This is a genomic window from Nocardia sp. NPDC059228, assembly GCF_042754245.1.
In the GTDB taxonomy this organism is placed as follows: Bacteria; Actinomycetota; Actinomycetes; order Mycobacteriales; family Mycobacteriaceae; genus Nocardia.
Genome location: NZ_JBHZAL010000027.1, coordinates 12,564 through 25,941 on the forward strand (window position 1 = coordinate 12,564; position 13,378 = coordinate 25,941).

Annotated in this window: 14 protein-coding genes; 1 reads left to right on the forward strand and 13 read right to left on the reverse strand. The window is 67.8% G+C overall.

Going from position 1 to position 13,378, the window contains the following annotated elements; all coding sequences use genetic code 11:
- Nucleotides 1–185 precede the first annotated feature (185 nt).
- Nucleotides 186–1,772 (forward strand): glycosyltransferase family 39 protein, encoded by a 1,587-nt coding sequence (locus tag ACFXKA_RS31280; protein ID WP_379430038.1) that lies wholly within the window; start codon nt 186–188, stop codon nt 1,770–1,772.
- 102 nt (nt 1,773–1,874) lie between these two features.
- On the opposite strand, the gene ACFXKA_RS31285 is transcribed toward ACFXKA_RS31280, so the two are convergent.
- The 13 genes from ACFXKA_RS31285 to ACFXKA_RS31345 all read right to left on the reverse strand — a co-directional run bounded on the left by ACFXKA_RS31285 (nt 1,875) and on the right by ACFXKA_RS31345 (nt 13,105).
- On the reverse strand, nt 1,875–2,627 hold the full coding sequence (locus ACFXKA_RS31285) for an SDR family NAD(P)-dependent oxidoreductase (RefSeq protein WP_379430039.1): 753 nt from the start codon (nt 2,625–2,627) through the stop codon (nt 1,875–1,877).
- A gap of 110 nt (nt 2,628–2,737) precedes the next feature.
- Nucleotides 2,738–3,352, reverse strand: coding sequence for a methyltransferase domain-containing protein (locus ACFXKA_RS31290; protein WP_379430040.1), 615 nt, complete (start codon nt 3,350–3,352; stop codon nt 2,738–2,740).
- 118 nt (nt 3,353–3,470) lie between these two features.
- Complete coding sequence (locus ACFXKA_RS31295) at nt 3,471–4,109, reverse strand: TetR/AcrR family transcriptional regulator (RefSeq protein WP_379430041.1); 639 nt, start codon at nt 4,107–4,109, stop codon at nt 3,471–3,473.
- On the reverse strand, nt 4,106–4,810 hold the full coding sequence (locus tag ACFXKA_RS31300; protein WP_379430113.1) for a TetR/AcrR family transcriptional regulator: 705 nt from the start codon (nt 4,808–4,810) through the stop codon (nt 4,106–4,108). Before ACFXKA_RS31300 ends, ACFXKA_RS31295 begins: the two co-directional genes overlap by 4 nt.
- Nucleotides 4,750–5,439 carry a hypothetical protein gene (locus ACFXKA_RS31305; RefSeq protein WP_379430042.1) on the reverse strand — a complete coding sequence of 230 codons (690 nt, stop codon included), beginning with the start codon at nt 5,437–5,439 and terminating at the stop codon, nt 4,750–4,752. Before ACFXKA_RS31305 ends, ACFXKA_RS31300 begins: the two co-directional genes overlap by 61 nt.
- A gap of 14 nt (nt 5,440–5,453) precedes the next feature.
- The gene (locus ACFXKA_RS31310; RefSeq protein ID WP_379430043.1) at nt 5,454–6,404 is read right to left on the reverse strand and encodes an MlaD family protein; all 951 of its coding nucleotides are present in this window, start codon (nt 6,402–6,404) and stop codon (nt 5,454–5,456) included.
- Entirely contained in the window at nt 6,405–7,430 is a 1,026-nt protein-coding gene (locus tag ACFXKA_RS31315; RefSeq protein WP_379430044.1) for an MlaD family protein, read from the reverse strand. It abuts the gene before it with no gap.
- Nucleotides 7,427–8,356: an MCE family protein gene (locus tag ACFXKA_RS31320; protein WP_379430045.1), complete on the reverse strand. Its 930-nt coding sequence runs from the start codon at nt 8,354–8,356 to the stop codon at nt 7,427–7,429. Before ACFXKA_RS31320 ends, ACFXKA_RS31315 begins: the two co-directional genes overlap by 4 nt.
- Nucleotides 8,357–9,370: an MlaD family protein gene (locus ACFXKA_RS31325; protein WP_379430046.1), complete on the reverse strand. Its 1,014-nt coding sequence runs from the start codon at nt 9,368–9,370 to the stop codon at nt 8,357–8,359.
- On the reverse strand, nt 9,370–10,377 hold the full coding sequence (locus tag ACFXKA_RS31330) for an MCE family protein (RefSeq protein WP_379430047.1): 1,008 nt from the start codon (nt 10,375–10,377) through the stop codon (nt 9,370–9,372). Before ACFXKA_RS31330 ends, ACFXKA_RS31325 begins: the two co-directional genes overlap by 1 nt.
- Nucleotides 10,374–11,402 carry an MlaD family protein gene (locus tag ACFXKA_RS31335; protein WP_379430048.1) on the reverse strand — a complete coding sequence of 343 codons (1,029 nt, stop codon included), beginning with the start codon at nt 11,400–11,402 and terminating at the stop codon, nt 10,374–10,376. Before ACFXKA_RS31335 ends, ACFXKA_RS31330 begins: the two co-directional genes overlap by 4 nt.
- Nucleotides 11,403–11,405: 3 nt before the next feature.
- Nucleotides 11,406–12,275: an MlaE family ABC transporter permease gene (locus tag ACFXKA_RS31340; protein WP_379430049.1), complete on the reverse strand. Its 870-nt coding sequence runs from the start codon at nt 12,273–12,275 to the stop codon at nt 11,406–11,408.
- A complete protein-coding gene (locus tag ACFXKA_RS31345; protein WP_379430050.1) occupies nt 12,275–13,105 on the reverse strand; it encodes an MlaE family ABC transporter permease in 831 nt (276 codons plus the stop codon). Before ACFXKA_RS31345 ends, ACFXKA_RS31340 begins: the two co-directional genes overlap by 1 nt.
- Between the last annotated feature and the right edge of the window lie 273 nt (nt 13,106–13,378).

Sequence of the window (13,378 nt, forward strand, 5' to 3'; positions counted from 1 at the left end):
GCCATCAGGGGTTGACCCGGGGTTTCGGCGTGGGCATCCTGGGCGACCGGCGGCAGCTGAGCAAGCCCCGGAAAGGAACGGGGCGACCAAATCGGCGGAAACCAGTTATTCTGCAGCCTGATCGACGCCCGGCCTCGCCGAAAATTCGGTGTTGCCGGGCGTTTTTTCGTGGTCCGGGAGGATGGATGTCAACGATCGACGCGGCGCCCGAGGTGGACGCCGCCGAAACGGCAGCCGATCCGGTGCCGTTCGCCTGGCGCGGCGTGCTCGCCGTGTCCCTGGGCTTCGCCATTGTGCTCGGCGTGCCCGCGGCGCGGGTCAACTACTTCGGCGATGAGCTGTACTTCCTGGCGGCCGGTCGGCGGCTGGCGTGGGCCTATCCGGACCAGGGGCCGCTGGCGCCGTTCGTCGCGCACATCATGGATGTGATCGCGCCGGGTTCGGTGCTGGCGCTGCGGATTCCGGCGCTGTTGCTGATGGCGGCCGCGGCGGTGGTGGCGGCGGCGACCGCGCGGGAGCTGGGGGCGGGGGCGCGGTATCAGGTGCTCGCCGCGGCGGCCTACGCGGTCTCCCCGCTGGCGTTCAACCAGATGCAGCTGATCACGCTGACCTTCGACATTCCCCTGCAGGCGGCGATCGTCTGGCTGCTGATTCGGTGGGTGCGGACCCGGCAGGACTGGCTGCTGATCGCCGCCGGCGTGGCAGCGGCGGTGGCGTTCCAGGCGAAGTGGATGATGCCGGGTGTGTGGGCGCTGCTGGGTCTGGGCGTGCTGATCGCCGGACCGCGCGAGTTGCTGCGCCGCCCGGCGCTGTACGTCGGCACGCTGATCCTCACGGTCTCGATGATTCCCGGCATCCTGTGGCAGATGGATCACGACTGGGTGGAATCCAAGATGACCGAGATCATCGCCCAGGAGCAGTACGCCGCCCACACCGGACCGCTGGTCTGCGCGGTGGAGATCGCCGTCCAGTGCGGCCTGCTCGGCGGCCTGCTGAGCATCCTGGGCCTGTGGGGCCTGGTGCGGCTGGAGTCGTTGCGGCCCTACCGTTTCGCCCTGATCGCGGGCTTGGGACTGCTGGTGATCGTCCTCGTCGAGAACGGCCGCTCCTACTACGTCGCGGGCTTCTGGCCGGCCCTGATCGGCGCGGGCGCATTCGCGCTGAGCACGGTCGAGGCGCGGCGTCAGGTGCGCAAGGCGGTGAACGCCGTGGCCGTGCTGTCGGCCGTCCTGTTCACGGCGTGGATGTGCGCGATCCCGGTGCCGTACAGCTGGGCGTGGGCCCGGGACTTCACCGGGATAGATCGCCCGATCACCGACCAGGCCCAGTACTGGCAGCGCGAGTCGCTGACCGGCCCGGCCGGCTACGAAACCTTCACCAAGGCGGTCGCCGACGCGGTGGCCGGACTGCCCGAATCCGAGCGCCGCGAGACCGCGGTGGTCGCGACCGCGTACGTGCAGGCCAGCGCGCTGGAGGAATTCGGCCGCGCGTACGACATGCCGCCGGTCTACAGCCCCAACCGCGGCTTCGGCTACTTCGGCCCGCCGCCGGACTCGGCCCGCACCATCGTCTACCTCTCCGTGGACGGCGTCGGCGACAAGGAGTTCCTCGCCAAGTTCGCCTCCACCACCCAGGTCGCCCGCCTCGACGACCCCAACGGCCTCCCCGGCCTGGAACGCCTGGTCACCGTCTACGTCTGCCACGATCCCCTGCAACCCTGGTCCGGAGTCTGGCCGGGCCTGATGACCCTCACCTTCCCCAGCGGAATCTGAGCTACCCGAGCCGGTATGCGGCCGCGGCGTCACCCGCCGCGGCCGCACCCGTTTCCCTGCCGGACGGCTTGCGGCGGCTGATTCCGCGGTCGCGGAGTGGGGTCAGAGGGACATCTTGCCGTTGTCGACGGTGTAGATGGCGCCGTGGACCGCGGAGGCTTCCTCGGAGCAGAGGAAGGTGATGACGTTGGACACCTGGGCCGGGTCCATGAGGCCGCGGGCGGACGCGGTTTTCATGATGAGGGTGTAGTCGGGGTCCGTGGGGAAGGTGAAGTTCTCCAGGAGGGGCGTGGTCATGCCGCCCGGGCAGACGGCGTTGATCCGGATTGCGCTGCTGTCGAATTCGAGGGCCATGGCCCGGGTGAGCCCGATGAGGCCGTGTTTGGCGGCGCAGTAGCCGGCCGAGTAGGCCTGGCCCTCGAGGCCGGCGATCGAGGCGACATTGACGATGCAGCCGCCGCGCTCGAGCAGGTGCGGGAGCGCGGCGCGGGAGAGGAAGAACGGCGCGCTGAGGTTGACGGCCAGGTCGTACTGCCACTCCTGGTCACTGACCTCGGCGGTGTGCCGCATGGTGTGCGCCCCTGCCGCATTGACCAGAATGTCGATCCCGCCGAACCGCTCCGTACACGCCCGCACCACCTCCGCGGACGCGCCCGGATCAGTGAGATCCGCTGCCAGCCAGCCTGTTTCGTCCCCTTCGAGGGCCGCCTGCAACCGTGCCGCGTCGCGCCCCACCCCGAACACCCGGGCCCCGCCGTCACGCAGCGACTGCGCCACGGCCCGCCCCAACCCGGAAGATGCCCCGGTCACCACCGCGACCCGGCCCTCGAACCGCCCCGCACCATTGCCCGCCATACCGTCTCCGTTCCATCCCCGGGCAGCCGCGAAACCGCCACCCGCTCGAGCGGCCTCCAAAGTAGCTCAGTCGGCAGCGGTAGCTCAGCCGGCAGCGAGGACCGGCAGCCTCATCGCGCCCGGTCGAAGACGAACAGGTCGCGCCCGCCGAAGGGCGCCGGCCAGCGATCCGGATCGAAGGCGATCTCCCGTAATCCCGCCTCCCGCGCCGCGGCTCGGACATCGTCGCGGGACAGCACGCGCCGTACCTGGAGCGCGATACCGGCCGCCATGCCGGAATCCACGCAGCCGACCAACCGGGAGAGTTGAAAGGCCAAGCGGCCGAAGAAGAATCCGCGCACCACCAGCGACGCGCGGCCCAGCCGGCCGTCGGAGGTGGACTGGAGCACGATCACGCGCGACGCCACCCGGGCCGTCTCACCGAGCACGGCCGCGGGATCGGCGGGGAACTGCAGGACGTGCAGGACCAGCGCTGTCTCGAAGGCGTCACTGGGAAACGGCAGCACGCCGTCCGCGCACAGCACCGGCCCGTGCCCCACGACATGCATGTCCACGACATCGGTTTCGATCACGTCGAGCCCGGTGATCTTGCGCAGCAGGTCCGCATTGTGGCCGGTCCCGGAGCCGACATCGAGCACCGGCCCGGCCGCGGGCAGATACGGTGCGATCCGCTCGGCGATGCGCGCCGCCCGCTCGCCGGCCGCCCGCTCGAGCCGGGCCTTCACGCCACCCGCTCCGGATCGTGGAACAGCCCGGTCACCTCGACGCCCACCGTTGATCTCCTCCCCACCCGGCGAACATAGCACCGTCCCCGGACGGCCCTGGGCAGCCGCGCGAGTGAGGTCATTCCGGGTCGCCGGCGAGTGCGATCCGGAGGAAGGAGACCAGTTGGTTGCGGACACGGTCCTGGGTGAGCCCGTCGGATCCGGCACGTAGGGCCGACAGCAGCGCCGAGACCAGGATCGAGAGCAGGACCTCCCCCGCGATCTCCGGATCGAGCGACGGATCCAGGTACCCGCGGGCGATCCCGCGCCGCACCACCTCCACCGATTGCGCCCCATAGGCGCGGGCATGGCGCAGGCAGCGGTCCAGGACTCGATCGTCGATCGAAGAGGCCTCCAGCAGAAAGAAATTCACCAGCCCGCGTTCGGTCTCGACCAGGTCGTAGCAGCGGTCGACCACGCGGGCGTAGCGCGCGCAGAAGGCGTCGAGGGTGGCGGGGATGTCGTCCCCCTCGGGCCCCAGCAGACGGGTGCGGATGAGGGTGAAGCAGTGGTCGATGACGGCGTCGAGAATGTCGCGTTTGTTGGCGAAGTAGTTGTAGAAGGTGCCGTGGCTGACCCCGGCGGCCGCGGCGATGTCGTCCACGCCGATGCCGCGGAAGCCGCGCGTGACCACCAATTCGTAGGCGGCGCCGACCAATTCGGCCCGGCGCTGCGCGGCGCGCGGGTGGCGGCCGCGCTCTGCCCGGCCGGCTGTCACGGCGGAGCGCTCCGGGGGCGCAGGGTCTTGTCGAGGACGCCGATCACCGCGATCATGCTGCGCTCCCGGATGCCCGGATTGCCCGCGCCCAGCAGTTCCCGCATGACCCATGGCCCGACCATGGTGAGGATGGTGTGCCCCAGCACATCCGGGTCGATATCGGGACGAATCCACCCTTCCTCCCTGCCGCGTGTGAGTTCCCCCGCGATGAGCGAGGCGGTCAGCGCCTCCAGCCCGAGCAGCCGGTGCGCCAGCTCCGGATCGATGGCCCCGGCCTCGACCACCAGCAGCCGCAGCACCTGCGGCTCCCGCTCGAGCAGGTCCCAGAGCCGGTCGAGGGCCGCTCGCACCGCCGCGACCAGCTCGCCGACCTCGCCCGCGGCGCCGAGGACGGTGTCGAGTTCCATGGCATCGGTCACCTTCTCGATGCCGAGATCGATGACGTGGTCGAGGATTTCGCGCTTGCTGCCGAAGTAGCGGTAGACGGTGCCCTGTCCGATCCCGGCCCGGGCGGCCACCTCGGAGATGGCGGTGGCCTCGTAGCCGTTGGCGGTGAAGACCTCGAAGGCGGCCTCGATGATCTGCCGGCGGCGCCGCGACGGGAGTTCGGGCTGCGGCGGCCGCCCGATGCGTCGCGAGGTTATTTCGCGGCCCCGCCCTTCTGGCCGAGATCCTTGGGGCCGTAATCGGTGACCAGCCAGTCGCCGCCGCTCTTGGCCACGGTCAGCACCAGCAGGTTCGGCACGGTCGCCGGGTCGGTCTGCTGCACGTTCTGGGTCTTCTGGGTGGCGTAGACGGTGACGGTGAACTGGTCGTTGCCCTTGGCCTCCACCGAGCTGCCGACCACGTCGCCGGTCGCCACCACCTGGGCGTCGGTCATGATCTTGGCCAGGGTGTCGTGCACCTGGGTGTACCTGTCCCGCAACGCATCCGAGGTGCCGCGCTGCACGCCGTCGAAGAAGGCGGGCAGGTTGCGGTAGTCGTAGGTGAGCGAGCGCAGGGTGTAGTCCTTGGCCACCTGGGCGGCGCGGTCGCGGTCGGCCTGGCCGTTCCGCAGCGCGTGGTAGTCGCCGGAGGAGTTGTGCCAGAGCACGCCGAGGACCACGGCCGCCACCGCGAGCACGGCGGCGACGACGGTCACGGCCGGGTGGGCGCGTTCGCCGAAACTCTTGGCGGGCACGGCTTTCGAGGGTGCCGGGACCGAAATCGAGATCGGTTCCGCCGCGCCGGTCGGCTCGGCTGCGCCGGTCGGCTCGATGGCTCCCGTCTGCTCGGTCGCGCTGGTCTGCTCGGTCTCGTCGTTGTGCGCGGTGTTCTCGTTCTCACTCACGAATTGCCTTCTCTCTAGCGAGGAATGTCGATGGCCACATGGGCGGCGCCGTCGCCGGGGAACACCGTGGACAGCAGGTCCACGATCGAGCCGGCGTCGACGCGCAGCGGTTTGATCGCGCTGGTCGCGGGTTTCAGGACGGTGGCGATATGGCCCAGGTCGGGCCCGATCAGCTGCAGATAGTCATTGATCTTGGTGAACAGCGGCCCGATCGGATCGTCGTAGATCTTTTCGCCGATGTAGGAGTAGTTCTGGAACGCGGCGATGATGTGCAGCAGCTCCGGCAGCGCGGTGTCGATGTCCCCGGCGGCCGCGCTCAGGGTGGGGGCGCGCCCGTCGAACTTGTCGCCGAGGTTCTGCACGTTCGCGTACAACCGCGCGATGGCATCGCGCTTGTCCCGCAACAGGTTCGCGGTGCCGACCAGCGCCCTGGTCAGGTTGGCGACATCGGCGTCGCGGCCCTCGAATCCGGCGGCGACCGTGGTGGCCAGGTTCTGCAGCTTGGCCGGATCCAGTTGCGCGGTCAGCGCGTCCAGCTCGGCGAGCGCGTCACCGACCGTGGTCGCGATCTTGACCTGCCGGTTCGGCACTACGCTGCCGTCGTGCAGGAACGGCCCCTGGGTGCCGCTCGGCCGGAAGTCGAGGAATTGCTCGCCCGCCGCCGACAGATTGGCGATCTGCACCACGCTGTCCACGGGAATCCGGTATTTCGAGTCGTATTCGAGGGTCACGGCCAATCCGCGGCCGGTGGCACCGATATCGCGGACCTTGCCGATGGGCAGGCCGCGCAGCGTCACCTCGGAGGTCTTCATCAGGCCACCGGAACTGTCCAGCAGCACGGTGACGGTGTTGTGCTGGCGGCGCGGGTCCAGATTCAGCACGCCGGCCGCCATGTAGCTGCCACAGACCAGGGTGAGCACCAGCAGCATGACCAGCGAAACCGGCCCGGAGAGTGAGAGTTTCATCTAGGGCACCATCCCGATCGAGCGCAGTGTGGTGATCAGCTGGTCGGCCTGCACATCGGCGGACACCCGCTGCACCTTCACGTCCGGGGCGCTGAGGAAGGGAATGATCTTCTCCTTCAGCAGGGTGTGGAAGGCGTCGAGATCGGCCGCCAGGGTCAGGTCGGCGTATCCGGCCGTGACCGCGGTCGGCGCGAGGATCGACACGATCGAGCGGAAGTCGCCGACGTGCGGCAGCAGCAGATCGCCGGCGTTCTTGGCCAGCGGGCCGCCGCTGATGATCAGGTTGACCACCGCCAGCAGCACACCCGACAATCCGGCGGCCCGGTCGGGCCCGAGCGTGAGGATCTGATCCACCGCCCCGCGGCCGGAATCCAGCTTGGCGGTGATCTGCTGGGCCGAGGTGAGGATGCGATTCAGATCGTCGGTGTGCGAGGCCATGTCGTGCAACGCCGCGCGGCCCGCCGCATTGATCCGGTCCAGCTCGGCCGGATCCGACGGGAACGCCGCGTTCACATCGGTGACCAGCTTCTGGATATCGGACCAGCGTCCACCGGTGATGATGTTGGACAGTGCCCGCAGAATGTCCTCCACATTCGTGGCGGGAATGGTCTGCGACATCGGAATCACATCACCGTTGGCGAGGAACGAGGCGTCCGCGTGCTGGGGCGCTTCCAGCGCGATGTGGATATCGCCCAGAATCGTGGACTGCCGCAATTCTGCGGTCGTGTTCTTCGGCAGTTTGGCGTCGGTGTGCAGTTTCACCGTCGCCACCGCGGTGGTGCCGATCAGATCGATGTGATCGAGCATGCCGACCTCGACGCCGTCGGCGATCACCTTGGCCCGGTCCGGCAGGTTCAGCACCGAGCCGAATTCGATTCGCACGGTGTAGGTGTCGCCGGAGGGATAGGTCCCCGGAATCGGGATGTCGGTGGCCTTCACCCCGCAGCCGGTCAGCACCAGCGTGGCCGCCGTGATGAGCGGCGCCAGCCGGATCGCGGTGCGTCTCAGGACCGGTGCGCGCCTCATTTCACACCCACCTGCGGGAGTTGCGCGGCCAGCGGCGGCAGAGCGGCCAGCAGCGAATTGATATCACCCTCGTGCTGCTGGACGAAGGTGTGCGCCTGCGGCAGTACCGCATCCAGCAGGCCGTAGATCTGCTGATCGTATTTGCCCACATTGCGGGCGATCACCGGGAGGAACTCCACCGCGATATCCACCGCGCCGGAGAATTCGGCCGAGAACTGCCCGATCAGCTGGAGCCCGGCGCGCAGATTGTTCAGCACCTCCGCCATATCCGGCCAGTTGGTCACGAACATGGTGGTGAGCTGGTCCAGATTGTCGACCAGCCGCCGGAAGACGGCATCCTTCTGGGTCGGATCGCCGATCACCGCGGACAGCCGCTGCAGCAATTGATTCCACTGCTGCCCGGTGCCGTTGATGGCATTGTTCGCCGCGGTGAGGGTGTCGTCGAGCAATGTGTCGGGTTTGCCGCCGGTACCGCCGCCCCCGGTCAGGTCACCGGCGAGCTTTCCCATGGCGTCGAGCGCCTCGCTGATGCCGATCGGCGTCCTGGTCCGCTCCAACGGAATGCATTGTGAGGTGTCGAATCGGGTGCCGCCGGTATACGGCTTGGTGAGTTCCACATGCCGGTCCGTCACAATGGAACTCGACATGGTGACGGCCTGAATATCGGCCGGGAGTTTCACCGAATCCGCGACGCTCATGGTGACCCGCATGCGGTCGCCCATGGCCTCGATCTTGGCGACGGTGCCGACCTCGACACCGAGCATGGTCACGCTATTGCCCTGGTACAGACCGACGGTATCGGTGAATTCCGCGCACACGCTCTGTTTCGGATCGCGTTTCGAATTCGCCCACGACACCCCGGTCACCCCGGCGGCCACCACCGCGACGGCGACTCCGGCGGCGAATGCTGCTCTGCCCCATTTCATTCAGCACGCCTTGCCTTCGTAGGGAATGCACAGCTGGACTCCGGCGGCCGGCTGCTCCACTTTCAGCTGGGTGCCCAGCATTCCGTTGAGCCGGTTGATGACATCGCGCATCCCGTTGATGACGGTGTCGATCCGATCCGGGTCCGCGGTCACCTTGGAGACCAGCTGCTCGAATTGCGTCACCGACGGCTCGATGCTGTCGCCGTAGGCCATGATCGGCCGGTGCAGGATGACCAGCAGCCTTTTGAGCAGGTTGAACATGCTCACGATGTCGTCCTTGCGATTGCCCAGCTGGTCGGCCACGGCGCCCAGTTGTTTCACGAAATCCGCGAGCAGCGCCTTGTCGTCGGCAATGGCGGCGATGTACTCGTCGGACACATCGAGCGCGCTGTTGAGCTGGTCGGTGCGCTCGGCGAGCAGCCCGGTCAGCTCATCGGCATTGCCGATGACCCCGCGCAGCGCGTCGGGCTGTTGCGCCAGCGCCGAATTCAGCTGCCCGATGGTGCCGCGCATGGTGGCGGCGTCGACCTTGCCGAAGATCGGCGTGCCCTTGTCGAGAATGTCGCTCAGCTCGAACGGGGTGGCGGTGCGCTCCGGCGGAATGTGCTTCGCGGCGAGCTCCTTGTCCCCGGCCGGGGACAGCGCCAGGTAGTGGCCGCCGATCGGGGTCAGCATCTTGACTTCGACCGCGGACCGATCCCCCACGCGCACACCGTGATTCACCGTGAAGCTGACCTCGACGTGGTCGCCGACCAGGTCCACCGCGCGGATCTTGCCGACATTGATGCCGGCCACCCGCACCTCGTCCCCCGAGCGCGCACCACCGGAGATCTTGAAGTCGGCCACGTAGGTGCGCTGCCCGAACGGGATCACATACAGCGCCCCGGCGATGGCCAGCGCGATCACGCACACCACGACACCGGCCATGCCCCAGCGCAATTGGGTGTTCTGGTCCCCGCGCCCGGTGAGCACGTCCCGAATCAGCTCGCCGGCATAGGCGATCAGTGCTCTCATCAGTTGCACACCACCAGTTTCTGGTTGGACAGGATGACGCCGACAACGGCCGGGAGCGCCGCCTCACCGTGCGAGCACGTGATGCGCGGCTGGTAGCCCTGACCCGGCACCGATTGGTTCAGCCCGGTCACCAATTGCGGCGTGAGGGCGAGGATCTGGGTGAGCTGATCGGTCTGCGGCACCAGCCGCCGCAACAGTCCGTCGACCGGTCCGTAACCGGTGTCGTAGGCGTCGCGGCCCTCCTCCAGGATCGGAACCATCGGCCCCAGCACGCCTTTCGCGGTGTCGACCGCGTTCAGCATGGTCCGGGTCTTGGCCGTGAACTGGTGCAGGATGCCCGAGAGCTGCCGCACCAGATCGCCCACCGCCTCGGATTTGCCGCCGAGGGAATCGGCGACCATCCCCAGGTTCCGGATGAGCAACACGATCACGGCCTCGCTGTTGCGGGCGTGCTTGGTCAGTGTGTCCAGATCCGCCAGCACCGGCCCGATACCCGAGCCGTCGCCCTGGATGACCCGCAGCAGGTTGGTGCCGAACTGGTTCAGTTGCGCCGGATCCAAGGTGTCGAACATCGGCTCGAAGCCGTTGAACAGCTTGGACACATCGAAGCTCGGGATCGTCCGATCAACCGGAATCGTCGCTCCGGTAGCTAGTTTCGCTCCACCCGGCCCCTCGGTGAGCAACTCGACGTACCGCTGTCCGATCAGGTTCTGGTAGCGCACCGCGGCCTTGGTGTTGTCGTACACCGGCCGCGTCCGATCGACCGTGAAATGCACCCGCGCCCGAGTGCCGTCCAGCGACACCGACTCCACCTTGCCGACGGCGACGCCGGACATGCGCACCGCGTCGCCGGCGAAAAGCCCGGAGACATCGGTGAACACGGCATCGTAGGTGACCTTGTCACCGGGAATCGGGGTGCGCAGCGCCGTCACGATGAAGGTGGTGCAGGCGGCCACGACCACCAGGAAGACGGTCAGCTTGAGGGCAGCTTTGGTGATCTCGCTCATTTCACCCCTCCCGCCAGCGAATCGGCCAGGTACGGCATGGTTTTCGCGATCAGCTCGAGCTGCAGCCGGACCCGGCCGTCCACCACCGGGAGGGCGCCGTCCATGGCCTGCAGCAGATTCGGCACGCGGTTGTAGGCCGGGGCCACCGACCCCACCGACACACTGATCGGCACCGCCAGGTCCAGAATGCTGTCCAGGATCTTCTGCAGATCCGGGTTGTTCTGCTGCAGCAGATTCGAAAGCCCCACCAGTACCGCGTCGTTCACGCCATTGGTGGACTTGTTGGTGCGCGCCTGGTTCTCCGGATCGCCGAAGTAGGCACTCTGCTCGAGCACGGCCAGGATGGCGTGCCCGGCCGAGGGGGTCAGGTCCCGGAACGCCCCGGTCATGTCCCCGCCGATGCGCAGGTAGTGGGCCAGGGTGTTCTGCTGACCGTCGGCCAGCAGCTTCGCGGTCGCGAAGAACGACTGCAGTACCGGGCCCATGCTCGGGGCATTGTCGAGCAGCAGATCGAACAGCCGGTGCACCGCGGCCGAATCCAGCACCTGGGTCAGGCGCGCGGCGCGCCGGAAGACCCCGGCCACGGTGGCATTGGTGGCGTTCGCCCCGATCTGCAGCACCGCATGCTCGCGCAGCTTCCTGCCGTCGGTGCCCGGCACCAATTCGATGGCGCTGGAACCGAATACGTTCGACGAGGTGAAGCGGGCGCTGACGTCGTCGGTGAGGGCCTCGGCCTGGCGGCGCTCGATCGCGAGATCGATGCGCTGATGCCCGTAGCCGACGGTCTCGACCTTCTCGACGGTGCCGATGGCATAGCCGCGGAACTTCACCTCCGCGCCCGGCGCCAAGCCCTCACCCAGCGTCGCGGCATCGACGGTGACCTCGAACCGGTCCGAGAAGCCGCCCCGCGCATAGGAACTCACGACAATCGTCACAGTGACGAGCACGATGGCGACCACCAGGCCGCGCGCCCGCAACATCCAGGGACCGGCGCTACGGCCGGAATAGTCCTTGAACACGGCCATGTTTCACCCCGAGATCCGGATGCCGACATCCAGGCCCCAGATCACGATCGTGAGGATCATGTCCAGGATGACCACCAGTACCAGGCTGGCGCGAATGGCCCGGCCCGAGGCCCGGCCCACGCCCTCCGGGCCGCCCGAGGCGTAGAAGCCCTGGTAGCCGTGGATGAGAATGATGACGACCACGAAGATCGTCGCCTTGACCAGCGAGGCCAGCACATCGCCGGGCTGCAGGAAGGCGTCGAAATAGTGGTAGTAGGTACCCGAGGACTGCCCGTGCAGCACGTTCACCACGGTCGCGCACGAGAGGTACGACAGGATCAGCGTGAGCAGGTGCAGCGGCACGATGGTGATCGCTCCCGCGATCACGCGGGTGGTCACCACGAAGGGCATGGGCCGGATGCCGATGGCCTCCAGCGCGTCGATCTCCTCGGAGATGCGCATGGCCCCGATCTCGGCCGTCATGCGGCAACCCGCCTGGGCCGCAAAGCCGATGGCCGCCACCATGGGCGCCATCTCGCGGGTATTGGCGTAGGCGGAGACGAACCCGGTGAGCGGGCCCATGCCGACCATGTTCAGCGCGGTGAAACCCTCCACCCCGATGGAGCCGCCGACCGCGATGCCCAGGAATGCCAGCACCGCGACGGTGCCGCCGCCGACGATGATCGCACCGGAGCCCCAGGTGATGTCGGACAGGATGAGCATGGTCTGGCGCCGGTAGATCCGCAGTGTGTGCGGGATGGCGGCGAGCACCTCGTAGACGAAAGTCGCCTGGTGGCCCAGGGATTCGATGACGGACAGGGGCGCCTGCGCGCTCGCGCCGATGACCCGGCCCACCGTCCCGAGCGGCGCGTATCTGGCTGGTACCTGTGTCATCAGCCCACCTGCGTCGGGATGAACATCGAAACCAGCTGGGTGATCACCAGATTCACGCCGAAGGCGGCGATCACGCCGATCACCACCGCGGCGTTCACGGCATTGGCCACCCCGCGCGGGCCGGCCGTGGCCTCGAGTCCGCGCTGACAGGACACCACCAGCACGATCACCCCGAAGACGATCGACTTCGCGATGGCCACCCACAGGTCGGTCAGCTTGGCGAAGGCCGCGAACGCGGACAGGTAGGAGCCGGGCGTCACGCCCTGGAGACCGACGGCGATCACATAGCCGGTGAACACGCCCATGAAGATGATCAGCATGCACAGCAGCGGCGTGAGCGCGATCATGGCGGCCAGCCGCGGCGCGACCAGCCGGCGGACCGGATCGATTCCCATGACGCGCAAGGCATCCACTTCGTCGCGAATCGTGCGCGCGCCCAGGTCCGAGGCGATGGCCGACCCGGCCGCGCCGCCCAGCAGCAGCGCGGTCACCATGGGCGCGCCCTGCCGGATCACGCCCAGGCCGCCGGCCGCGCCGGACACCGAGCTCGCGCCCACCTGCTGGGTCAGGCTCCCCACCTGCACCGCCACGATGACGCCGAACGGAACCGACACCAGCACAGCGGGAATCGCCGTCACGCTGACGATGAACCAGCCCTGCTGTAGCGTGTCACGCCACGGATGGCGCAGTGTGACGATATCGACGACCACGAACCGGAACGCCGCGATCGCCAGCTGAATGGTGCGTCCGAATGTCCGCAGCCCCGAGAGAACGAATTCGATTGCCTGCCGCACCAACGGTTCCGGCCCCCGAACAGCCTTGTCGACCAATGTTCACCACCCCACAGCCCCACTGTTGGTCGATGCCGACCGGTCCCTCTGCCGACCGGTTCGAACTGACCGAGACAGTAATACAGATTTCGGACTGACGTGTCAGTCTTCACGGAAATACTCGCGGGCTTGACAGGTGGCTGCCGGCCAGGGAAAGATACGCGCGCCGCGCGAATAGCATGTCCTACCAGCAGGTTTCAGCAATGAGTCGGCAAATGCGAAATGCCGCTGAACCATTCGACCGGTCCAGCGGCATTTCGGATTTTGCGGGCG

Coding starts and splice junctions, on each gene's coding strand:
- ACFXKA_RS31280 (WP_379430038.1), top strand. CDS start 186: ATGTCAACGATCGACGCGGCGCCCGAGGTGGACGCCGCCGAAACGGCA.
- ACFXKA_RS31285 (WP_379430039.1), bottom strand. CDS start 2,627: ATGGCGGGCAATGGTGCGGGGCGGTTCGAGGGCCGGGTCGCGGTGGTG.
- ACFXKA_RS31310 (WP_379430043.1), bottom strand. CDS start 6,404: ATGAAACTCTCACTCTCCGGGCCGGTTTCGCTGGTCATGCTGCTGGTG.
- ACFXKA_RS31315 (WP_379430044.1), bottom strand. CDS start 7,430: ATGAGGCGCGCACCGGTCCTGAGACGCACCGCGATCCGGCTGGCGCCG.
- ACFXKA_RS31320 (WP_379430045.1), bottom strand. CDS start 8,356: ATGAAATGGGGCAGAGCAGCATTCGCCGCCGGAGTCGCCGTCGCGGTG.
- ACFXKA_RS31325 (WP_379430046.1), bottom strand. CDS start 9,370: ATGAGAGCACTGATCGCCTATGCCGGCGAGCTGATTCGGGACGTGCTC.
- ACFXKA_RS31330 (WP_379430047.1), bottom strand. CDS start 10,377: ATGAGCGAGATCACCAAAGCTGCCCTCAAGCTGACCGTCTTCCTGGTG.
- ACFXKA_RS31335 (WP_379430048.1), bottom strand. CDS start 11,402: ATGGCCGTGTTCAAGGACTATTCCGGCCGTAGCGCCGGTCCCTGGATG.
- ACFXKA_RS31340 (WP_379430049.1), bottom strand. CDS start 12,275: ATGACACAGGTACCAGCCAGATACGCGCCGCTCGGGACGGTGGGCCGG.